This is a genomic window from Nostoc sp. EspVER01 (assembly GCF_034530635.1).
GTDB lineage: Bacteria > Cyanobacteriota > Cyanobacteriia > Cyanobacteriales > Nostocaceae > Nostoc.
This window is the reverse complement of sequence record NZ_JAVRCS010000001.1, coordinates 149,949-173,160: the sequence shown is the minus strand read 5'-3', so window position 1 is coordinate 173,160 and position 23,212 is coordinate 149,949. Positions and strand designations below refer to the sequence as shown.

19 protein-coding genes are annotated in these 23,212 nt (G+C 40.7%); 9 read left to right on the top strand and 10 right to left on the bottom strand.

The genetic code is table 11. The features are described 5' to 3' along the window. The first annotated feature begins 121 nt into the window (after nucleotides 1–121). Complete coding sequence (locus RMX69_RS00705) at nucleotides 122–1,045, top strand: DMT family transporter (RefSeq protein ID WP_322636134.1); 924 nt, start codon at nucleotides 122–124, stop codon at nucleotides 1,043–1,045. 508 nt (nucleotides 1,046–1,553) lie between these two features. Next, nucleotides 1,554–3,257: an alpha/beta hydrolase gene (locus tag RMX69_RS00700; protein ID WP_322636133.1), complete on the top strand. Its 1,704-nt coding sequence runs from the start codon at nucleotides 1,554–1,556 to the stop codon at nucleotides 3,255–3,257. 133 nt (nucleotides 3,258–3,390) lie between these two features. Here the strand turns inward: RMX69_RS00700 and RMX69_RS00695 are convergent, their stop codons facing one another. Together RMX69_RS00695 and RMX69_RS00690 are read right to left on the bottom strand one after the other, a co-directional pair. Next, the gene (locus RMX69_RS00695) at nucleotides 3,391–3,699 is read right to left on the bottom strand and encodes a type II toxin-antitoxin system RelE/ParE family toxin (RefSeq protein ID WP_289794744.1); all 309 of its coding nucleotides are present in this window, start codon (nucleotides 3,697–3,699) and stop codon (nucleotides 3,391–3,393) included. Further along, a complete protein-coding gene (locus RMX69_RS00690; RefSeq protein WP_289794745.1) occupies nucleotides 3,696–3,962 on the bottom strand; it encodes a type II toxin-antitoxin system ParD family antitoxin in 267 nt (88 codons plus the stop codon). Before RMX69_RS00690 ends, RMX69_RS00695 begins: the two co-directional genes overlap by 4 nt. A gap of 215 nt (nucleotides 3,963–4,177) precedes the next feature. On the opposite strand from RMX69_RS00690, the gene RMX69_RS00685 reads away from it, so the two are divergent. The 3 genes from RMX69_RS00685 (at nucleotide 4,178) to RMX69_RS00675 (ending at nucleotide 9,155) form a co-directional block, all read left to right on the top strand. Next, nucleotides 4,178–6,529 carry an ATP-binding protein gene (locus RMX69_RS00685; RefSeq protein WP_322636131.1) on the top strand — a complete coding sequence of 784 codons (2,352 nt, stop codon included), beginning with the start codon at nucleotides 4,178–4,180 and terminating at the stop codon, nucleotides 6,527–6,529. A gap of 52 nt (nucleotides 6,530–6,581) precedes the next feature. Next, a complete protein-coding gene (locus tag RMX69_RS00680) occupies nucleotides 6,582–7,055 on the top strand; it encodes a response regulator (RefSeq protein WP_289794747.1) in 474 nt (157 codons plus the stop codon). 279 nt (nucleotides 7,056–7,334) lie between these two features. After that, entirely contained in the window at nucleotides 7,335–9,155 is a 1,821-nt protein-coding gene (locus RMX69_RS00675) for an ATP-binding protein (protein WP_322636130.1), read from the top strand. A 29-nt stretch (nucleotides 9,156–9,184) separates the two neighbouring features. Here the strand turns inward: RMX69_RS00675 and RMX69_RS00670 are convergent, their stop codons facing one another. Beyond that, nucleotides 9,185–9,691, bottom strand: a complete 507-nt coding sequence (locus RMX69_RS00670) for a hypothetical protein (protein WP_322636129.1) — start codon at nucleotides 9,689–9,691, stop codon at nucleotides 9,185–9,187. 440 nt (nucleotides 9,692–10,131) lie between these two features. Here RMX69_RS00670 and truB point away from each other — a divergent pair, with 440 nt between their 5' ends. Beyond that, on the top strand, nucleotides 10,132–11,016 hold the full coding sequence (truB, locus tag RMX69_RS00665; RefSeq protein WP_289794750.1) for a tRNA pseudouridine(55) synthase TruB: 885 nt from the start codon (nucleotides 10,132–10,134) through the stop codon (nucleotides 11,014–11,016). Nucleotides 11,017–11,142: 126 nt separating this feature from the next. Here the strand turns inward: truB and RMX69_RS00660 are convergent, their stop codons facing one another. The 5 genes from RMX69_RS00660 to RMX69_RS00640 all read right to left on the bottom strand — a co-directional run bounded on the left by RMX69_RS00660 (nucleotide 11,143) and on the right by RMX69_RS00640 (nucleotide 14,459). After that, entirely contained in the window at nucleotides 11,143–11,274 is a 132-nt protein-coding gene (locus RMX69_RS00660; protein WP_289794751.1) for a hypothetical protein, read from the bottom strand. A gap of 45 nt (nucleotides 11,275–11,319) precedes the next feature. After that, entirely contained in the window at nucleotides 11,320–12,099 is a 780-nt protein-coding gene (locus RMX69_RS00655) for a hypothetical protein (RefSeq protein WP_289794752.1), read from the bottom strand. 201 nt (nucleotides 12,100–12,300) lie between these two features. Then, nucleotides 12,301–13,137 (bottom strand): CheR family methyltransferase, encoded by an 837-nt coding sequence (locus RMX69_RS00650; RefSeq protein ID WP_289799862.1) that lies wholly within the window; start codon nucleotides 13,135–13,137, stop codon nucleotides 12,301–12,303. A gap of 40 nt (nucleotides 13,138–13,177) precedes the next feature. After that, nucleotides 13,178–13,708, bottom strand: coding sequence for a hypothetical protein (locus tag RMX69_RS00645; protein ID WP_289794753.1), 531 nt, complete (start codon nucleotides 13,706–13,708; stop codon nucleotides 13,178–13,180). 184 nt (nucleotides 13,709–13,892) lie between these two features. Beyond that, a complete protein-coding gene (locus RMX69_RS00640) occupies nucleotides 13,893–14,459 on the bottom strand; it encodes an HD domain-containing protein (RefSeq protein ID WP_289794754.1) in 567 nt (188 codons plus the stop codon). A 451-nt stretch (nucleotides 14,460–14,910) separates the two neighbouring features. On the opposite strand from RMX69_RS00640, the gene RMX69_RS00635 reads away from it, so the two are divergent. Then, nucleotides 14,911–15,462: a DUF2231 domain-containing protein gene (locus RMX69_RS00635; protein ID WP_289794755.1), complete on the top strand. Its 552-nt coding sequence runs from the start codon at nucleotides 14,911–14,913 to the stop codon at nucleotides 15,460–15,462. Nucleotides 15,463–15,942: 480 nt separating this feature from the next. Then, complete coding sequence (locus RMX69_RS00630; protein ID WP_322636128.1) at nucleotides 15,943–16,356, top strand: hypothetical protein; 414 nt, start codon at nucleotides 15,943–15,945, stop codon at nucleotides 16,354–16,356. Nucleotides 16,357–17,319: 963 nt separating this feature from the next. On the opposite strand, the gene RMX69_RS00625 is transcribed toward RMX69_RS00630, so the two are convergent. Continuing rightward, complete coding sequence (locus tag RMX69_RS00625) at nucleotides 17,320–17,616, bottom strand: hypothetical protein (RefSeq protein WP_289794757.1); 297 nt, start codon at nucleotides 17,614–17,616, stop codon at nucleotides 17,320–17,322. A 301-nt stretch (nucleotides 17,617–17,917) separates the two neighbouring features. Then, nucleotides 17,918–19,558: a hypothetical protein gene (locus tag RMX69_RS00620; RefSeq protein ID WP_322636127.1), complete on the bottom strand. Its 1,641-nt coding sequence runs from the start codon at nucleotides 19,556–19,558 to the stop codon at nucleotides 17,918–17,920. Nucleotides 19,559–19,645: 87 nt separating this feature from the next. On the opposite strand from RMX69_RS00620, the gene RMX69_RS00615 reads away from it, so the two are divergent. Next, nucleotides 19,646–22,930, top strand: a complete 3,285-nt coding sequence (locus tag RMX69_RS00615; protein WP_322636126.1) for an alpha-mannosidase — start codon at nucleotides 19,646–19,648, stop codon at nucleotides 22,928–22,930. The last annotated feature ends 282 nt before the right edge of the window (nucleotides 22,931–23,212 follow it).

The window sequence follows — 23,212 nt, the reverse complement described above, 5'->3', positions numbered from 1 at the left end:
CTATATTGAATTTGCATTAACTAAACTATTAAATATATTTTATCGATAAGAGTTTGATAAAATGTTTAGATATTTAAATTAGATATAACTTACTTATCAGTCCTACTTTTTGGATATTTTAATGTTACTACATCAAAGTTCTGGTCGGTGGCGCTTAGGGCTAACATTATCACTATTGACAGTCTTGTTATGGGGAATTTTACCTATTGCCCTTGCAGTAATTCTACAAGTACTTGATGTCTATACCGTTATTTGGTTTCGTTTTTTAGTATCATTTGTATTGCTTGCTGTGTATTTAGGGATACGCGGCAAATTACCAAAACTAGAACAATTGCGCTCTGCTTCTGGAAAATTATTAGCGATCGCAACAATATTTTTAGGGATTAATTACTTTTCATTTACCCAAGGTTTAGCATTAACATCGCCTGCTAACGCTGAAGTTCTCATTCAATTATCTAGCCTTTTATTAGGTTTTGGCGGGTTAGTAATTTTTAAAGAACGTTATCGGCTATCTCAATGGATTGGCGTTAGTGTGATGATTTGTGGTTATCTTTTATTTTTTCGCGAACAACTAACGAATTTAATTACAGCACATGGCACATATATACTAGGTAGTGTTTTAATTGCGCTAGGAGCAATGGCTTGGGCTATTTATGCTTTGGCACAAAAGCAGTTATTACAATCTTTATCTTCCAGCAGCATCATGTTGATTATTTATGGAGGCTGTGCTTTATTATTCACTCCTCTAGCTAAAGTTAAATCACTTTTTATACTTAATAGTTTCCATTTGGGAATGTTGGTTTTTTGTGCCTTGAATACTTTAATCGCTTACGGTGCTTTTTCTGAATCATTACAACATTGGGAAGCATCACGAGTAAGTGCAGTAATAGCTTTAGCTCCCATTGTGACATTAATAGCAGTCACGGTTGTATCAGTGATTGCACCTGATTGGATACCACCAGAACACTTCACCCTCATAGCAATATTTGGAGCGGGTTTAGTAGTTACAGGTTCAGTAGCGATCGCTTTGGGAAAAGCTAATTAATTGCAATGTTTTTCAGGATTTTTACTGGCTTTTTCAGCTAGTGATTTTGTGCAATATTCAAAGCTACAACATAAATACTGAGGCAGACTATTTTTTATTTGTTATGATTTAATAGTGAAGGCAAACTACTGAAGTCAGATGGATACTGTAGCAATCTGCGTGACTTTGTAGGATTTGATTGTTGACTTTATAGCCGAAATATCATTGGAAAAGAATTCAAAAATCAGAATTCAGGAGTCAGAATAAATTACTAGGTAATTGGGAATCACTACTTTATTTGACTACTAAATCTCAGATTTGGTGGAAATTTTAAACCCATTTATACCCATTATTTTGAGCAAGCTACATTTGCAAGTCATACATTAATTCATCGTGAATTATAACTACTGACTCCTAAATTCTGTTTTGATAAAATTGAGGCTAGTAACTTTAAGTAAACCAAGCAGGGCGCCCGAATAACTACCAAAGCCAACACCTGATAAAACCAGACCACCGAAATAGTTGAGCGATGAATAGTTTGTTTGGTAATTGGGCCAGCACCCTCAGAAAAAATTCTTTATTGCTGGTTCTTTCAATGGTGCTGCCAACATTTGGAATTAGTAATTCTGTCTTGGCAGCAGAGCGGATTTATGCATCTTATTCAGCTTTGGAGCTTTCCATTTCAGTCAAAACTTTAGAGAACTACGCCAAAACAGGTGTAATTAACGAAGACTTAGCAGCCTATCAGCAATATCTGCCTCTAGAACAGCTTCAAGAATTGCGGCGGATTTTGCTTAATCGTGTGAAAGTTAGTCCAGTAGTAGTTTCGCAACTTCTCTACACACCACAAGGAGAATTTTTACTGCGTCGGTTGGCACAAGTCATTAAAAGCAGTCAACCAGGATTTGGTAATTTGCGTTCGGCGCTAATTTTAGCCTCTGCTGAATCGGGAGGCTTGACACTTTTGAATGTGTTGCGTAAATATCCCAAAAGTAGCATTCACCTTGATGTCGCAGAGACTTTGGAAATAGCTACGGAATTGGAGAAACTTGTTAATCAAACCCATAGTGCGATCGCAGCTGTTTCCGAAAAGTCTAAAATAGAAGCTGAGAGCATTTCTCAACCAAATTTCTCGCAATTGCCCGATTTAAAGGTTCCGGGAAAATTTAACTCGCAAAAATACATCCTGAAGTTTTTCGACTCAACCCGCAATCGGCTTTTATTGACTGATGTTTACATTCCCAATGTCCAGAAGACTGCACCGATAATTGTCATTTCTCACGGCTTGGGTTTAGACAGCAGTAACTTTCAATATTTAGCCACTCATCTAGCTTCTTACGGATTTGCTGTCGTTGTTCCCAATCACCCTGGTAGTGATGCGAAACAATTGCGTTCTCTGCTAAATGGACGCGCTATTGAAGTAGCAGAACCAAGTGAATTTCAAGACCGACCAATGGACATAACATATATACTGAATCAATTGCAAAAAGGTAATCAATCTGATTCACGATTTAAAGGTCGCTTAAATCTGCAACAAGTCGGAGTATTTGGCCAATCTTTGGGAGGCTACACAGCTTTGGCCCTAGCAGGCGCTAAAATCAACTTTGAGCAGCTAAAACAAGACTGTCAACCAGCAGCACTACAAAATACCTGGAATATGTCTTTACTGCTCCAGTGTCGCGCTTTAGAATTGAGCATTAGTAAGTCTGGCAAAGATTATAACCTGCGGGATGAGAGAGTAAAAGCTGCGATCGCAGTTAATCCCATTACTAGTTCGATTTTCGGCAAAGCTGGCTTAAGTCAAATTAAAACTCCAGTGATGATTGTCAGCAGTAGTGATGATACAGTTGCACCAGCTTTATCCGAGCAAATTTTACCTTTCTCCTGGTTGGCAAATTCCCAAAAGTATCTCGTCATGCTTGTTGGTGGCACACACTTCTCCACCATTGGCAATGCAAACCCTGCAAATCAACAAGTAGCATTACCTGCTGATATGATTGGCGATGCTTCTCAAGCACGTCGTTACATGAATGTTTTAAGTTTACCTTTTTTCCAAACATACATTGCAGGCAAGCCGCAATACACACCATATCTGAACGCTGCTTACACTCAAAGCATTTCTAGTAAGTCTCTTGGTTTGAGTCTCGTCAAGTCATTGAATACAACCGAATTAGCACAATTATTGGATATAAAAGGAGGCAAACTCGTAAAAAAAAAGTTCCCAACACCATAGTCAGCTTCGGATTTTGGATGTTGGATATTGGTGTTGCATTGCTGCATGTAATGATTTTTATTTGATTTGTACAGACGTATTTGAGTGGGAACCGCTATAAGGCTTCCATAACGTACCGAAAACCATCTTCTAATTATTCTCCGGCCAGTTCCCGCGCAATATCCATGTTTGCTGCCAGTACACGCACGATTTCAACGGGGTTTTCACCTCTGTATATCAGGAAATATCGGGGCTGCACCAACCAGAAACGGACGGGAAGCGGAGTCAAGTCGTAACGGTACTGTCCGATTCTGGGGTTGTCTGTCAGTAATTCACAGGCACAAAGTAGCTTATCCAGCACCTGTTCGGCAGCATCAGAATTATCTCGCGCAATATAGGCATAAATTCTCGCGAGGTCGTTTTCTGCTTGCGGGGAGAGAATATAAAGTTTTGGGTTCGTCACAAAGATTTTTTGATCAATTGTTGTGCCTTGTTGCGGATGCGGTCTCGCGCACCTTCTTTGGGAAGACCTTGTGCATTATCAAGCTCCGAAAGACCGATAGCAATTTGCTCATTGAGCCACAATTTATATTCCTCGGAATGGTCGTTAAAGCGTTTCAAAAGACGCAACCCCTCCCGAATCACCTCGCTTTGAGAATGGTACAAGCCGGACTCAACCTGCATTTGGACGAAGGCTTCCAACTCAGGAGTAAGGGAAATATTCATATATTTATCTCTTTATAACAAGAATAGACATTATAATAACAGTTTTTGTTATTGCTTGCTAGTGAAAACTTTCACAAAGAGCTGCGCCTATTACTGTAAAACCGTAATAGGCGCAGATGATATGCGATCGCACTCACAACTTCTCAGCATATAATTTAAAGAAATATGACATTTAATTACGCTATTGTAAAAACCAGCTTTACATAAGTTCAGTTATGAGCCAGCCGGAATATACTACAGCCCAAGCTACTGCCCTGACTAACCACGATCGCAAACCTATTCACATACCTGGCTCTATTCAACCTCATGGCATTCTCCTGGCACTCAGTAATCAGCTAGAGATACTGCAAGTTAGCAATAATACCCAAGTGTATTTGTGCAAAGCTCCAGAAGATTTGCTCGGTAAACCTTTGAGCTATTTACTTGAACCTCAGACAGTGGAAATTGTCAAGCAGTGCTTAGTAAAAAAGGTTGGCAGCGCTAATGCGTTTAAAGTATTAATAAATACTTTATATGGAGAAATATACTTTGATGCGATCGCTCATCGTACAGAAGAAGCTGTGATTCTGGAGCTAGAACCAACTGACTCGGAATTTGAGGTGAGTTTCTTAAACTTTCATAGTTTTGCGAGTGAAGCGATCGCTAAAATGCAAAGCATATCGAATCTGGTAGAATTTTTGCATTTAGTGGCTGAAGAAGTCCAAAAAATCATCGGTTTCGATCGGGTGATGGTCTATCAATTTGACGAATCAGAAGCGGGTTCTGTTGTTGCAGAAGTTAAACGAGAAGATTTATCACCTTATTTAGGACTCCACTATCCAGCTACAGATATTCCAGCACAGGCTAGGGAGTTATACACGCGTTGCTTTCTGAGATTTCTCCCCGATTTGACTGCCGAACCTGTCAAACTAGTTCCAACGGAAAATCCGACAACACATCAGCATCTTGACTTAAGCTACTGTCTGCTACGGAGTTTTGATTGGTGTTGTACTGAGTATCATCAAAATATGGGAGTGAAGGCTCTTTTGGTGATTTCAATTATTCAAGAACAAAAGCTTTGGGGATTAATATCCTGCCACCATCAAACACCAAAGTATATTTCTTACGAAGTCCGCAAGATGTGCGAATTTTTGGCACAGATTGCGTCTTCAGAGTTAGCACGCAAAATCAGTTACTCGGAATGGGATTATAAAGTAAAACTCAAATCGTTACAGTCTGAGTTTCTAGAATCTATTTCCCAAGCAGACAATTTTATCGATGCCCTAATTAAACCGGAAATCCGCTTGCTCGATCTTGTTAGTGCTTCAGGAGCAGCGGTTTGTCTGGATAATGAAATTACCCTTGTGGGAGCAACACCGAATATTAATGAAGTTCAGGCACTCATTGAATGGGCAGATACCCAAGTTAGTGATAACCTATTTTCTACTGATTCCCTGCCGAAGGTTTACCAAGAGGCGCTGATATTTAAAGATACTGCTAGTGGCTTGTTGCTACTGCGGATTTCTAAAATTCGGCGCTATTACATCCTTTGGTTTCGCCCGGAAGTTATCCAAACGGTACACTGGGCAGGAAATCCACAGGAATCCATGCAAGCACAGCCAGATGGTAGCTATACCCTGTCTCCCCGAAAATCCTTTGAACAATGGCAAGAAACGGTTAGATTAACTTCTCTACCTTGGAAACCTTGCGAACTTGACAGTGCGATCGCTCTGAATAATGCGATCGTTGGTATTGTACTCTCGAAGGCGGATGAATTAGCTAAAATCAACCTGGAGTTAGAGCGCAGCAACCAAGAACTAGCATCCTTTGCCTACGCCGCTTCCCACGACCTCAAGGAACCTTTGCGAGGCATTTATAACTTCTCAACAGTGCTGTTAGAAGACTATGCCCAAGTATTAGATGATGAGGGAATTGAGTGCTTGCAAACAGTAGTATCCTTGTCTGTACGCATGGAAACTCTGATTAATGCTCTGCTGCGGTTATCGCAGTTAGGACAAGCACAACTGCGTTTGCAAGCAACTGACCTCAACGAATTGCTCAATCAAGTAATTGACGTTTTTCGTGCTAGTCGCCAAGACTCTGGGCTTGTGGATATCCGCATTCCTCGGCCTTTACCAACAGTTTTGTGCGATCGAGTGCTGGTTAATGAAGTCTTCAGTAATCTGCTTGGTAATGCGTTCAAATATAACGATAAAGCAGAGCAATGGGTTGAGATTGGCTACTTTTCTCAAGAAGAGGTAGAGGGGCAGGGGAGCAGAGGGGCAGGGGAGCAGAGGGGCAGGGGAGCAGGGGAGCAGGGGAGCAGGGGAGTAACTCATACCCAATGCCCCATGCCCCATGTCCCATGCCCAATATTTTATATCCGAGATAACGGTATTGGAATTCCACAGCATCATCTAGAAACTATCTTTAGATTATTTAAGCGGCTCCATTCTCAGGAAAAGTACGGTGGAGGAGCAGGTGCGGGACTAGCTATTGTTAAGAAGATTGTTGAGCTTCATAACGGTCAAATTTGGGTTGAATCTACCGTAGGTGTTGGCTCGATGTTCTATTTTACGTTGGAATAGTTTAAGATAATGACTAAATATGTATTTTTGTTAAGCTCTTTTAAGACCACGAATGACAAAAAAACTTCATGAACCGCTGCTCGTTGTTGAGGACAGCAATGAAGATTTTCGGATGCTGCAACGTCTGATGCGGCGTATGTCCGTCCAGAATCCCATACACCGTTGTACTAATGGAGATGAGGTTTTAGAGTTTCTCTATCAACTGGGGAACGATGCCTACACTAAAGGCGAAGACCTACCTAACCCAAAAGTAGTATTACGACCCTCTGTAATCTTGCTCGATCTCAATTTGCCAGGTATTGATGGGCGTGACATTTTAGATCGGCTCAAGCAAGACAAGACTTTCAAGGGAATCCCCATCGTTGTTTTTACCACATCATCTAACCCCAAGGATATTGAATTGTGCTACCAGAAGGGCGCCAATGGATATCTGGTAAAACCGATGGATGCTCTGGAACTAAAAAAGACGATTCAGGCATTTGTAGACTACTGGCTTGAAGCCAATACACCGCCTGTGTTGGATTAAGTTGTTTATTTTTTGTTGATGTAGCAGTCGGGGAAAAACGATCATAAAAGAGACGGCTCAGAGGACACAAAGACATTTTCCTCTTTGAGTCACTGTGTCTGTTTGTCTCTGTTAGATTTCTTTTCCCCATTTTCCTGTTTTTGACTATTTGGTGTTTCTTTAGGATTACTAAAGAATTTAGATTTTATTTACACTTATTTTATATTATTTTTAGAATTATGCAAGAAAACACAATCTGGATAAAAGGGATCTATATGGCTCCCTGATCGTCATAACCTTATGTTGGACATACGGACGCTACTTATCATCGATGATTGTGCCGCAGATCGGAAAATCTATCGTCGATATCTTTTGAAAGATCCGCACCAGTCCTACCAGATTTTGGAGGCAGATTGCGCAGAAGAAGGACTTGCTTTGTGCCAAAAAGTACGCTGCGATGTCATTTTGCTGGATTTTTGCCTACCTGATATGAGTGGGTTAGAACTTTTCGATCGCATCCAGCAGGAGATATTTAAGACTTCTGTCCCCGTGATTATGTTAACAGGGCGCGGTGATGAAGAAATCGCTGTACAGGTAATGAAGCGGGGTGCTTTGGATTATTTAGTCAAGCACCATCTAACACAGGATGTGCTGCAACTAGCAGTCCGCAACGCCATCAAGCAGTCGTGCTTGCAAGCCCAACTGCTCAAAACTCAAGAGAGACAACGCCTAATTGCCACAACTGCTTTACGAATTCGCCAGTCTCTTAATCTAGAGCAAATTTTGAATACGGCTGTAGCTGAGGTACAGCAACTTTTGAAGTGCGATCGCGTGATGGTGTATCAGTTTTACCCAGATACAGATGGTAAGATAGTCGCCTCATCAGTTGAGTCATACCGCACTGTAGCATTGTGCGATCGCGTTGGCGCTGGGACTGGGGAGCAGGGGAGCAGCACTTCTCTACGAGAGGCTGCGCCAACGACTACGCCCTTCGACGCCGCTCAGGCTAAACTCAGTGACAGAGGAGCAGAGGAGCAGAGGAGCAGGGAAGAAGTTGCAGTAGGTTTTTCTCCTCTGCCCCTCCGCCCCTGTGCCTCTCTGCCTCTTGTGCCCAATTCCGAATCCGCAATCCCTTATATCTATGAGCTTGGCTTGTGTAATTGTGTCAGTCTAAAAGAGCAATTTAATACTAAGGCAAATCTGGTAGTTCCGATTAATCTAAGCAACAATGGGAACCCAACCCCCAAGCTTTGGGGTTTATTGATTGCTCACCATAATTCCGGGGAGCGACACTGGCAAACTGATGATGCAGAAATGCTCAATGAAGTATCAGTACAATTAGCCATCGCTATTCAACAGGCGGAATTGTTAGCCCAAACTCAAGCAGCCCTTGCCAAAGAAAAGCAACTCAATGTATTTAAATCCCAAATAATTACAACGGTTTCCCATGAGTATCGAACGCCGCTAACTTCAATTCTGGCTGCGGCATCAACTTTGGTAAAACATAGCCAGCAACTAGATGAGTCTAAACAAGAGCGATTCTTGGGAATCATTGAACAGAAAGCCAGGTATATGTCCAAACTTGTGGATAATATGCTTCTGGTTAACCAACTCGAACTGGAAAAACCCAAGTTTCAACCAATCTCAGTCGATTTACTACAATTTTTTTCTGATCTTTTAGAACAAGAGCGAGAAACAGTAGGCGATCGCCACGAATTGATTTTTAAAATTACTGGTAATCATCATGGATTTTGGGGCGATCGCGGACTTTTGCAACAAATTTTTATTAACTTAATGTCTAATGCAATTAAGTACTCTCCAGAAGGAGGTAGTGTAGAATTCCATCTGATCGGCAAAGAATCAGAAGCAATTTTTTACATCAAAGATTGGGGAATTGGCATCCCGATGGCAGATCAAGAAAATTTGTTTCAATCCTTCAGTCGTGGAAGTAACGTTGACACAATTCCTGGTACAGGCTTAGGGCTAGCGATCGCTAAAGCTTGTGTCGAGTTACATAGTGGCAATATTACTTTGTCAAGTGAAGTGGGGCAAGGAACTAAAGTTACAGTTAGCTTACCGAAGATATGCCCAACTGGTCAACTATCCCCATCATCCACTTGATTTAGATAATTTTAAAAAGCATATTGTAATTATTGCTTTTGAATTTCTATCTTACTAATTAACCATTCTTTGATTGTTTTCCCGCAAGGCTCAGAACTTTGGCAATCACTGACGTTCTCTAGAGAATAAGACATTTTTACTTTTTTGTTGACGTATTTCTCTGGTTCGCAAACCTCAAAGACTGCACCGACACCTTCATATACTTTGCCCTTTTCATCGACAATAGTAACGTAGCATTTTAAGTCTCCGTTTTGCATATCTTTGATAATACCAGAAGTTGGATTATTGTTTTTAATTTCCTTGGATTGATTGTTTTTAGGAGATGTTTTTTCAGATGATGCTGACTTAATAGTTTTTTTGCTGTTATCTAGTTTTACTTGATTTGCAGAAATAGATTCAGAATTAACTTGCGTAGCTTTTGCAGTATTTGCTGGATTAACTTTATTCTGTTGAGAAGCACTATTGCCTGAGTCGCTACAACTCACAATCAACATAGAGCAAAAAAACAATGTAGTAGTGAAGATTGATTTTTTCATTTGATTTATGTTAGTAAAAACTATTGATAGTTGTTTGGCTAAAAGCACTACAAGTAAAATCTTTGATTGACAATAAAAACTTTCATGAAGTTTTCTATAAGATTTCTTGATTATTACAATTTTATGTATCGGAAGTTATAAATGACATCGTGATATTTGCGGAGAATACTCGGCGTTATCCGCACTTTTTGGATATTATTCGGTAAAGTTCTTAGAGAATGTCTTGATACTGATAAATAATGCTTAATTGAAGAAGAATTCAAAATTCAGAATCAAGACGCTCTCTACGACTTATTATCCGCTTTTTCAGTCAGAATTAATTCTGACTCCTGAATTCTGACTCCTGAATTCTGTTTCGATAAACTTTGATTGCTAAATATTAATGTTTTGAGCATTAAATAAGTATTTAATAGAGTTTAAAAGCTGTAAGTATTGATTTTGTGTTATTTCAAGGTTTTCTCAACTTAAACAAACCATTTGACTGGACTTCCCACGACTGCGTAGCGCGGGTGCGAAAATTGTTGCGCCTCAAACGTGTAGGACACGCGGGAACCTTAGATCCAGCAGCAACAGGGGTTTTACCGATCGCACTTGGTAAAGCCACAAGATTATTGCAATATCTGCCAGAAAACAAAGCTTATAAGGCTACGATTCGTCTGGGTGTGCGGACTACAACCGATGATTTACAAGGTGAAATCATTAGTTCTCAAGCTTGTGCTGGATTGAGTTTAGCAGAGGTGAAAACTGCACTAACACAATTTGAAGGCAAGATTGAGCAAATCCCACCGAATTATAGTGCAATTCAAGTGGATGGGAAACGTCTCTACGACTTAGCCCGCCAAGGAAAAATGGTGGAAGTCCCAGTGCGGACAGTGGAAATTTTTCAGATAGATATTTTGGATTGGAGAGAAGGAGATTTTCCCGAATTGGATGTGGCGATCGCCTGTGGATCTGGTACATATATTAGAGCGATCGCTCGTGACTTAGGTGCAATCTTAGAAACTGGTGGTACTTTGGCGGCTTTGATCCGTACCCAAAGCAGTGGTTTCGATTTAACAGATAGTCTCACTTTTACCGACTTAGAAGCTAAATTGCAAGGCGGGACATTTCAACCTCTCGCCCCTGATGCAGCCTTACAACATTTGTTGTCTGTGACTTTACCAGCAACATCTGCTCAAAAATGGTGCCAAGGTCAGCGAGTTTCTCTAAACTCTGATATTACTGGGATAGTGCGAGTTTATGAAGAAGAGACTCGCTTTTTAGGTGTTGGACAATTACAAGATGAAGTGTTGATTCCGCAAATGGTTTTTGAACCGATTTCTTGAAGGAGAATTCAGGAGTGGAGGCGGAGTGTCTGCGGCTCCGGTAAGAATCAAGATGTTCACTACAAGACGCTCTGTATAGCTTGCTTTATTCGCTGCAAGGGTACGCTGACTTGCATTGGTGTCAACTTAAGCTGAAAGCCTTTGCAAATCTCGTTTCCAGCCTCTGGGCTGGAAATGCTGCTCTTGGCGCTCTGCCGCCAGCAAGGGAGGCGGAGCCTCTAGAACGGCATTCCCAGTCTCCGACTGGGAACGAGACACAATTCAATTCTGAATTCTGGCTCCTGACTCCTGAATTCTTTCTTGTTAAACCAAATAACTCGTATTAGGTACGATCGCAAAAAAGGCATACTCATACCAAGCAGTCCAGATGAAACTGCGAATCCATCGCTGACGCTTGTCGGGACTCAATTCATATTCAAACGCCCCACGAGATACATCAATGGAAGATAGATGAGAGTTGCAACCACAGCCATGCTGATAAGTAAAACCATATTTAGAAGCAATACTTTGCACCTTCATTTGAATAGCAAATACCTTACCTGCATGGAGTATGGCATCCCAAGCACGTTTGTGTTCGATATCGCGCTGATCGAATCGCAAAGCACGTTCTTCAAAAACATGATCGCGGTAAATTGGTGCTAAATGCACGTGATAAAAGCTAGCAGGTAGTTCATAACCAAATTCATTGAACAAATCTATGCCAATACGAGCCACTTTTATTTCATCAGCGTAATCGATTCCTTTGGACTCCACATCGCGGAGAATTTCTGCAAAGTTCGGATAGTTGTGTTTGAGAAAGTCTTGTCCAAAAAACTCTAAGGTTTCCCATGCCAGTTGTGCAAATAACTGAGAAAATGATGGTATTAGGTGAGCTAGTTGGGGGCGATCGCTAAATAAGTCAACATCACCACGTTCTAATTTATACAGGAACAATTGCGCCATCTCAACATAGCTTTGGGGTTGGGAAAGTCCGACACTCGTGGCTCCTCTAGCAATGTCTTGCCATATAGAAGGTAGTTGAGAAACATGAACCGCATTTTCTCCAGCAATGACTGCAACAGGAGGACATTCGAGAAGTTGCATCGACAATCTCCTTTAATACTTTAATGTGTAATTTACCTTAAACGCTCGCTAAATCTATCTTCTGAACACAATAAAAAATGTTTGACAGACTGTCTTTTGACAAGGAGCGCAATTTTCTTCATAATTTTCGAGGTATTGGCTATTAGTTATTTTAGGATAATTCATAATTCATAATTTAATTACCCATTCAAAGCATTCTCTTCAGGCACCTGCTATTTTTCTATATATTTTCTCACCCTTGATTAACTCTTCATAGTACGGCTCGTAAGAGGTAAATCTGATAGATTCTTGTTTTCCTAAACCCAAAATGCCAAAGGTGCAAAGGCTATTATAAAAAAGTTCGTGTACTCGCTTCTGAAGTACCTGATTAAAATATATGAGGACATTACGACAAAGAATCACATTAAACTCATTAAAAGAACTATCAGTTGCTAAATTATGCTGGGCAAAAACAATATTTTCTCTTAGAGATGAGCGGAAAATAGCATTGTCATAAGCTGCTGTATAATATTCTGAGAAAGATTTCTTGCCACCTGCTTTCAGATAAAGGTGAGTATATTCCTGCATCATTTTTAGCGAGAAAATCCCACTTTTGGCATTTTGTAATACCTTCTCGTTCGTATCAGTGGCATATATGCGACAACGGTGATAAAGTCCTTCTTCTTGCAATAAAATTGCCATTGAATATACTTCTTCACCAGTTGAACATCCAGCGTGCCAGATGCGAATAAATGGATAGGTTTGTAAGAAAGGAATAACCTGATTTCTGAAGGTGTTATAAAAGCTGGGATCGCGAAACATTGATGTTACATTCACCGTCAGAGCCAGCAAAAATCTTTCTAAATAGGCGCGGTTGTGGAGTAAACGCTCTTGCAATGCAGAAACATTTGCTACACCTTCTAATTGCATAAAGCCCTGAATACGGCGCTTGAGCGAGGAAAGAGCATAATTGCGAAAGTCATAACCGTAGTATTGATACACACCTTCCAAGAGCAAGTGTATTTCTATGTCCTCCAATATTGGTTTGGGTAGAGGCATAATATTCATCATTCATAATTCATCATTCATCAGTTTCAGTTTACCAAGTGGCCCTTACTACTAAAACAGCGATCGCAATTATTGAAATTCCAGCTAGCCATCTTACCTGAGAGCGCAGATTTTTAATCTCTTGGCTCAGACTTTCTCTTTGTGGTATGGAATATGGTTCCAGTTGTACAACTTCAATAGCTACTTGTTCGGGTGTCTTTTGGGGATTTTCAAAAGAGACTTGCGTGTGTAGCCAATTAGTAATCAGTTGGGGACAGTTCTTTTTAAACCAATTTAAAGCTAAGGTTCTAAAAACTGGTTTAGACATTCGGGCAATTAATTTCATCACCCTGTTTAAGGGTTTCAGGCGAAGCTTTTGATTAATCAAATTAACTGAACCAACATCATAAAGACAATCCAAAATTAATTTTACAGTGGCTTCTTCACTGTTAATCAAGTTTTGCAGTAAAAGCAGAACATCACGCATACGCTCTGCTTCCATATACTTTTCTGCCAAGTTTTCTGGAGGACTTACTGAAGGATTTACAGTTGGATTTAGAGTGTTTTGTCTTACTATCGTCATATTGGTAACATAGCAGCCATAATAATGTCAGTACACCTATCTATCGAGAGAAAGATTTTTTATCTAGAGAGAGAACCTAAAAGCCAAAATTTATTCCTGAGAAACATGACTATATCGTGTTTATAAAAAATCTATTTGTCTAGGTTTGATAAATTTTTTATCTGCTTCTGGATCAATAAAATTTTTATTTAGATGCTAACACCTCAATTTGCAAAATTACCCGTTCTAATTCCTCAATGATTACAGTGCTTTCAATCTTTTTAAAAGCCTCTAAAAGCGCCCGATAATACCAAAGAGTACCTTCTTTACGCCCATGAAAACGTTCCCAAAGTGATTCGCCCAAAATGCGATAATCTTTGAGAATAGACTGGGCGTTGTAAAGTTTATCCGCTGATGACACAAGCAGAACTGATGGGGAAGCAGTAGCAATATGAGCAATGTATGCCTCCTTACGCTGTCGCCAAGGGGGTTTTGGAGTTGTATCAGCGTCAGTACAACCATCTACAATTGCCGTTACATTGTCACCAAAGCGACGACGAATTTCTTCTCGTGTTGCAGCGCCACCTTGGTCTTCGATCGCATCGTGTAAGAGAGCTGCGATCGCTTCATCCTCATTTGCCCCGTATTCTAAAGCAATACTGGTGACACCTAATAAATGGGCAACATAAGGGATGCCTGAACCTTTACGAACTTGGTTAGCGTGTAGTTGGGTGGCGTAGGTAAGGGCTGCCGTAAAACGTTCTGAGAGCATTGTATAAAAAAATTCCAGCAGTCAGAAGAACTTAACCGAAATATTGGGTTTGTGTCAATTTTATAACAAATCGCTCCAAGTGCAGAGGTAATAAAGGATAAAAAGAGTACTAAGGGAAAATTGAAGTTTGAAATTAGATAGATAACATTTAAATCTATATTCCATCGCCAGATAGATAAAAGTCTGCTGTTAGTTTATTAGATTTACTCAAAGATGCGCTTTTCAAACTAAGACTAAAAGTTAACTTACATAATGTTCAGACAATCCTGGATTAGAAAAACAGATTTTCGATGATCAGGTGATGGAAAAGTAGCGCTAAATTCCAGCAGAAAATTAGTCAAGTCAACCCACTAAAACTAGAAGTAGGCAAACTATCCTACAAGCTGAAGCTAATGTTAAAAAAATTTCTTCAGCCGAAAAATGTAAAGTTCATAAATTCAGGATACTAATAATGGAAACTACAGAAACAACACAAACAGGTTCAACACCTTTTCCAAATATTCCACCAGTTATTGAAAGTAACGATAGTGAGTATCGTGATACTGGTGTACCCAGTACAGTTGCGATCGCCGGACATCCCCTACACCCCTTGAGTGTGATCTTTCCCATAGCATTTTTAGCTGCTGCTTTGGGAAGTGACATTGGTTATTGGTTAACTGGCGATTTCTTTTGGGCTAGGGCTTCGCTATGGTTAATCGGACTTGGATTAGGTGGAGGCATCCTTGCATCTGCGATCGGTCTTAGCGACTTTGTGAAAATTGAACGCGTCCGCAAGCGCACCGCCGGTTGGACACATCTAATACTTAACGTTTCTATACTAGTTTTATCACTCGTCAACTTTCTCCTACGTTTGGGTGACGCTGAATCCCGAATCTTACCTTGGGGACTGTTAATCTCGCTTGTTGTCGGTACGCTAACCAGTGCTTCTGGTTGGTTTGGTGCTGAACTCTCCTATCGCCACAAAATTGGTGTAGTGGGTGGAGGTAGCAGAAGATACCCTTAAAGGAGGCAGAAGATAGAAAAAACGCAGCAATTAACAAGATAGTTACTTGGAGCTAGAAACCCAGTGACAGATTATTATTTACAGCTTCCGCTAAGAATATTTAGCAGTTATCGTTTGTATTTGATACAGTTTTGATACATCTTGTGGGGTGGATATAAGTCCGAGCTAAGGTTTTAAAAAATCCAAATCCGGGAAGATATTTCCCTTACCCAGCAAGGCTTTTAAACCCATCTCACAAGAAAAAATATTGCTTATTTAATTAATAACTGTATACTTTATCTATGTAGTAAAAAGAATACATCCTGTTAAATACCAACTATTTATATACACAAACTTTTAAAAATTGCAATTATACAAAAGGGTGAAATTGCAATTTTAAATTTCATACTAAATTAAGTTTAGAAAAGTGCGCGATCGCTAATTTTCAGACTTTAAAGTGTTTTAATAAAGTTATTACCGAAAGTCTAGAGAAGCAAAAACATGGAAGGTTTCAGGAAACTATCCTCAATAGCAGTTTTGCTATTTGCCTTTGTGTCTCCGCCCTCATTAGCTGAAGCGAAAGATATTTCTCTAAGTAATACTCTGAATGAACAGAGCGTTGCGCCAGATACTAACCTGGTTGGAAATAAAACCGGAGAGCTTTTGATTGCTCAACGGCGGTCAGGACGATACCAGAGAATCCGACGACGGCAGATAATCCGACGACGGCAGCCCTACGGACGATACCAGAGAATCCAACGACGGCAGCCTTATAGACGATACCAGATTATCGAACGACGGCAGCCTTATGGACGATACCAGATTATCGAACGACGGCAGCCTTATGGACAACGCCAGATTATCGAACGACGGCAGCCTTATGGACAACGCCAGATTATCCGCCGACGCTATTAGAGATAGGAGTGAAAACTACGTAGTCATAATACCCTTCTATTAATGGAAAGGCTGCGTGTAGCTTGCTTCCAGAAAGTGCTAGGGGAAGCCTCCAGCTACATAAATTTTGCATACTAAGGATTTTGGATAAGGCAGATAATTAGTTTCTAGAGATGTCTATTGAGGAATGGTGATACAAATAAGCCAATTGTTAATAGGAATCTGATGAAAAAGAATGTAGAGATGCAGCACTATTAAATTTCTACAAGGGTTTTGAATAACACATATTTAATTTCACCAGATGTCTAATGGTTAGTGCTTGTTCTATTAATCACTAACCATTACCCCTCTTCTGTCAGTTTCCGGGATAGAGTAGGATTTTTTATTATTTCTTGGAGTAATCTAAACTTAGATACTGTTTGATTTTTTCCAAATTTAGATAAACTAAAATTGTTTATTGTTCGTGCCATAACAGAATTTGCAGGTGGCATGTAAAATTTTATCTCACAGCCTAGTTCTTCATAAGATTTTTTACTCAAACGTAGCAGATGGTGCGGTGGGTGATTTAATATATCAAACCAGTCTGATTCAACAGACAACTTCTAACCGTGGGTTGTTTAATAATATTGACCTCAAGAATTATGATCGGTTCATGAATTCAAAGAGGGTGTTATCAAAAGTTCTTCTAGCGAATCTGTTCAGCAAGACCTAGCTGATGGGGTAACTTCCGAAGTTCATACCGACTCGAAATCTAGCCATCAGCAGGAAAGTAAAACACAATCAGAAACTTTAGTACCCTTGAGTCCCGCAGCAATCAAGCGGGTAAAAGAGGGTGTAACTGCGGCTGGCGATGTCTACGATGGTCACTGAGCGCAGCCGTTCGCGCAGCGTCTCGTAGAGAAGTGCGGGCTATGCCTACGCGCTGTTCGCCAAATTCTCGAAAAAACTCTCAATCGACTGGAAACTATAAGTCAAGGAAAGAGATTATTGTTCTAAAAAGTTTGTAACTTTGAAATTTGATGTTCCCTCCCAACAGTGGTTTAAAAATGCGTTTACCTGGGCATCTGCTGCATCAACCGATTCCCTAGATGCATTAAATTGCACTGCTGTCACAATGTATTCAAAGATAATCACAAATTGCTTTTGGGGTGAAATTCTTTCGACTACAATTGTTTCACCTATCTTCGGAATTTGAGGCAGATTTACCACAAACGTCTCAATTTTCGGTTTATCTAATGGATTTTTGAAATTGAAGTATTTACAGTAAACAATAATTTTCACTTAGGCAACTACCAATAACATTATAGATAATCAAAATTATCCTTAAATTCAAAAATTGTCAGCCCCGATGAAATCTGATGAGTGTTAATTACAAATTACGTTAGCGTAGCGGTAGCGAGTATTCGTACTCTTACAGAGAAGCAAGCTACGCTTTTAGCGTCTCGTAGAGAGCGTCATTACGAATTACGAACTTGTACTGAGTTTCGACTGCGCTCAACTACCGCGTAGCCGTTGGCGTGGTAACAGAGCGTAGTCGAAGTGCAGCCTCTCGTAGAGAAGTATTACGAATTACGAATTAGTATTATTTCCCCTGCCATAGCTGCCGCAATGACTGAAAAATTCTTACAAATCTCTCTTCTAGCCAGACCATAACATAATCAAGCCATTCCAGAAGTTGCTCTAAGGGGTGCTTTTCATAGCCAGCTGAAGTTGCTGTGGTTTCTATCCAGTCTGGCTGCGCCTCAACTTGACTGCTTTGGTGAAACTGATGTTGCAAAATTTCCCCTTTACGACTCTCACTTTTAGTTTGGGAAATGCGGGTTTGAGTTTGTTTTACAGAGGCGACTTTTCCAGATGTTTTTCGACTTGAGGTAAGATTACGACTTGGTTGTTTTCTTTGTACCAAACCAGATCCGACTTTAGGTTGTTTTACACTCAAATTCTTTTGTGGAAAATGCCCTATTGATAAACTTGGGGCTAAAGCAGGATTTATCCCCCCAGAAAGTGTAACTGGCTTTTCAGCAACGGTTTCGCTGTCACCAAATAAATCATTCCACGTTAGCCAAGGATCGTTTGTTAAATCCTGATTCTCTATCAGAGAGCTTTTGGACAAAGCTTTTCTAAGGCGTGATGGAAATAGTTTACCTGGCAATCTCACATTACTGGTTGTTGTCTCAAGTGTTTTTCTATTACCAACACCAAAAAAGTAATTAAGCGCCGCCTCAATCAAAGCCTGAAAATCCTGTGAATGAGTTTCTAAACCATCAGCATTAGGCGCAATTTCTCCTTTGGCAGCTAATTGCTCTTTGCCATAAAGAAATATGTTTAACTGAGTTTGGGCAACTTGGATAACTTCCTGGCTACGTTCTTGCACTGGGAGTAAAGCATTCGATTCCAACTTAGCAATGGCTATATCTAGAAATGCTAATAATCTATCTGTATTAAGTAAATCTTTTGGTATACCCTCCGCTAAAACTGGAATTTTAGCTGGATTTACCTCAGTGAGTTTTGCTAATAAGCGGTCAATTTGTGGTAGTAGCTGCGTTTCTTTTTTAGCTACAATCAAACGCCAATACTGCCAGTAATTAGCAACTTCGTTAATAATTCGGTCTTCTAATTTTGCCTGTTGTTCAGGTGTTAAAATATCTAGAATTTCATTGTCGGCAGTAACAAGTACTAAATTTCGATTCATCAAATTTGTGGCAATTCCTCGCACTATTGGAAAACGCTGTTGAAGGGCATTGTCTAATTGTGAAGGGTTGAGACTGATAACTTGATTAGCCGTAATATTTGATGATTGAGTAATATTAGAGTTCTTTTCAAGCAATTTCAGCCGAAAAACTCCCAATAAAGCCAAGGGATTGAAATGTTTAGATGCTTTCGTAGAAGTGGAAGCGGGTTCATCTGATGACAGATACTTGACTGCCTCTAGTACATTTTGAATCGGACTATCAGCATTGGGTAGAGTTTCAGGCTGGAAATCGGTATCATTTGGTTGTAACTTTAATCTAGTTTGTGGTTCTTTAGTATGTAGCGTTTTCCCAGATGATTCAGATGACTGAAACAGTAGATACACTGGGTAAAGTAGTACCTCGACACCCCACTTAGTGGCGACTTGCAAATGCCGAAAGGTATGTTCCCACTGTTGTGTCACCCGCCGAGATTGCTGGTGGACAAAGTTAAATAGTCTGCTTTGATAACGACCAGAGGAACCAGAAGACATAGTAGTAATTTTTTAGTTCAAGTCTTGTTAAGTTGTGAGACTCGCGCCAAACAATAAAAACGACCAACACCCCATCTTAGCGAATATATGACCCCGACTGTCTCTCAATCCCAGACCAAATTTATCTCACAAGCAATTGAGCAACTGCGCTCTTTTTGTCAAGTTAATATCCAGTCTACATGGCTGTATCAGGAATCTGACCTAGTTATTACTGATGTTGTAGCTGCTGATTTGTCTCATTGGCAACTTGCCCAGTTGAATGCTAAAGAACATATTGCTTGGACGGGCGGGAAAAAAGTGCTATGGCTAGTGCAAAGATTGGTGGTTCCCCAAGATTTACACGGTTATCCCTTGGCGGGGTTGTCTTTGCGGCTGGCGCTGCTTTGGTGGGCGGATTCTGCTGAGATTTATGTAAATGGCGAGTTAGTGCTGGAGGGTGATTTATTTGATTGTTCGCCGAGAGTGCTTCTGTGTCAGGGGGTGACGCCAGGCGAAGAGTTCACTGTGGCTTTGCGGTTAGTGAGTCCGGGACATTGTGATGGTGCTTTAGTGCGATCGCTCCTAGTTTATGAGTCTTATGTTGATAATAATCCCGATCCGGGTTTTGTGGCTGATGAGTTAGCTGTGGTGCAACTTTATTTGGAAAAATTTGCGCCGGAGAGGTTGGATGTTTTGGCGGCGATGGTGGGGGAGGTTACGAACCGCAGAGGCGCAGAGGACACGGAGGAAGACAATGGAGGGTTGGTAAAGTCGTTTTTGTCTCTACGCCAAAACCTAATTCAATCCGACATCTTAGCCCCCCTTTTGAAGGGGGGTTGGGGGGATCAAAAATCTAAAATTTTCCTGTTGGGTCATGCTCACTTAGATTTAGCATGGTTATGGCCTGTAAGTGAAACTTGGAATGCGGCGCAAAATACTTTTGAGTCGGTTTTGAAGTTGCAAGCAGATTTTCCTGAGTTAATTTTCTGTCATTCAAGTCCCGCACTTTATGCTTGGATTGAAGAACATCGCCCGGATTTATTCAGGACAATTCAAGCACAGGTAGCCGCCGGACGTTGGGAAGTTGTCGGCGGAATGTGGGTGGAACCAGAACTCAACATAATTGCTGGTGAATCAATAGTCCGTCAGCTACTGTATGGTCAGCGCTACATCCAAGAGAAATTTGGCAAGTTCTCAACTGTAGAATGGGTTCCAGATTCTTTTGGTTTTTGTGCCACTTTACCGCAGTTTTTCGCTAATGCTGGAATTGAGTATTTTGTGACGCAGAAGTTGCGGTGGAATGATACTACTAAATTTGATTATGGGGCTTTTTGGTGGCGATCGCCTGACGGTAGCGAAGTCTTTAGTTTGATGTCTGCACCCATCGGTGAAGCTATAGACCCAGTTAAAATGGCAACTTATGCTCTTGAGTGGCAAACTCAAACTGGTTTATCAGAATCCCTCTGGCTTCCCGGTGTCGGCGACCACGGCGGCGGCCCCACCCGTGATATGTTAGAAACCGCCCAACGCTGGCAAAAGTCGCCTTTCTTCCCAGACTTAGAATTCACGACGGCTGAAAAGTATTTACAGCAAGTTGTAGAGACGCGATTCATCGCGTCTGTTAATAATTATGATTCTTCCCCTGCCTCCCCATCCTCCTCATTCCCTACTTGGAATGACGAACTATACTTAGAATTTCATCGCGGTTGCTACACTACCCACGCAGATCAAAAACGTTGGAATCGTCGTTGTGAAAATTTATTATATCAAGCTGAACTATTTGCTACTTTGGCAACCGTAAGCTGTGGTTTGACATATCCTAAAGCAGAAATCGAAGCAGCTTGGAAATTAGTTTTATTTCAACAGTTTCACGATATTTTACCTGGTTCTTCAATTACCCAAGTTTACACAGATGCGTTGCCTCAATGGCAGCAAGTGGAACAAGTAGGAACGAAAATATTACAGGAATCACTTTTAGCGATCGCATCTCACATTACCCTATCAGAACCACCAAAACCCGATAGTCTACCTATTTTTGTTTTCAATTCTCTCAATTGGCAACGTTCTGAAGTAATCTCTGTAGCCTTACCTACACCACCAACAACTACTCCAACAACTACTCAAGGATGGCAGATTTACGATGCTTCTGGAAACCAGCTTGTATCCCAATTATCTGAATCCTCAACCCTACTATTTCTCGCCACCAAAATTCCACCCGTAGGCTACCGCATATTTTGGCTTTCCCCTTCACTCCCCACTACAGACGAGATTAATCGCGTCTCTCCCTCATTTCCCCCACTCCTCCCAGACTGGATTTTAGAAAATGAATTCTTGCGAGTTGTTATAGATCCTGATACCGGAGATTTATCAAGTGTTTTTGACAAAACTTATCAGAGAGAAGTTTTAAGTGGCGCGGGGAATCAACTACAAGCTTTTAAAGACAGTGGGCAATATTGGGATGCTTGGAATATAGACCCCAATTATGCTCAACATCCCTTACCCTCAACAAATCTTCAATCTATTCAGTGGTTAGAACAAGGCCCAGTGCAAAGTCGTGTACGCGTGGTGCGTCAGTTGGGCGAATCGGAATTTTGCCAAGACTATATTCTGCAAGCTGGTTTACCTCTGCTGAACATCGCTACAACTGTCAATTGGCAAGAAAATCATGTATTAGTGAAAGCTGCTTTTCCTCTAAATATTGAAGCCGACTTTGCTACTTATGAAATTCCCTGTGGCGCGATTCGCCGCCCAACTAAACCGCAAACCCCCGCAGAGAAAGCAAAATGGGAAGTTCCTGCTTTGCGTTGGGCTGATTTAACAGCAGAAAACACACAGACAAATACCACAATCCCAAATCGTTATGGTGTCAGTTTGCTCAATGATTGTAAATACGGTTATGACAGCAAACCAAATCAACTCCGCCTAACACTGCTACGCAGTTCTAATTGGCCAGACTCAGAGGCTGACCGAGGTTTTCATGAGTTCAAATATACCTTGTATCCTCATGCAGGTAGTTGGCAATCAGCCCATACAGTACGGCGTGGTTATGAATTGAATATACCGTTGCAAGTGATATTCAATTGGCCACTGGCTCAACCCTCCGCTACCACTACCGACACTATTGAAGGAGTAAGTTTCCTAGATTTATCAGCTGAAAATTTAATCTTGATGGCCTTAAAGCCATCTGAAGACGATCAACAGCAGTTAATTCTGCGATGTTATGAATCTCACGGAGAAACAGCCGAGTTATCTTTGCAAAGTGATTTAGGATTGAATCTCGGAAATCCAGTAGATTTATTAGAGCGCTCTGACAGTACTGAATTTTCATCTCAGCAACAAATCTTGATGATACAACCTTGGAAAATCGCCAATTTCAAGATGATAAGTAGGTAGGCATAATTAAACATTAGGACTTACGCACACTATACGAATTCTCAGCGCTCTTCTCTACGAGAGGCTTCGCCAACGCGAAGGCGTCTTGGCGGTTCGATAAATTAAGCTTTTGAACAATTTTTGCGTAAGTCCTAAATTCAAAATATGGGTTCTTGGCAACTTTTGGTGATCTTGGTTGGGACTGCCCTCTGCCTTAAAGTGCGTAACCTTTCATCATCACCAAAATCTGACAAGAACCTATAAACTGGATACTCATTTCTGAAGCATATCATGAGTTAAAAT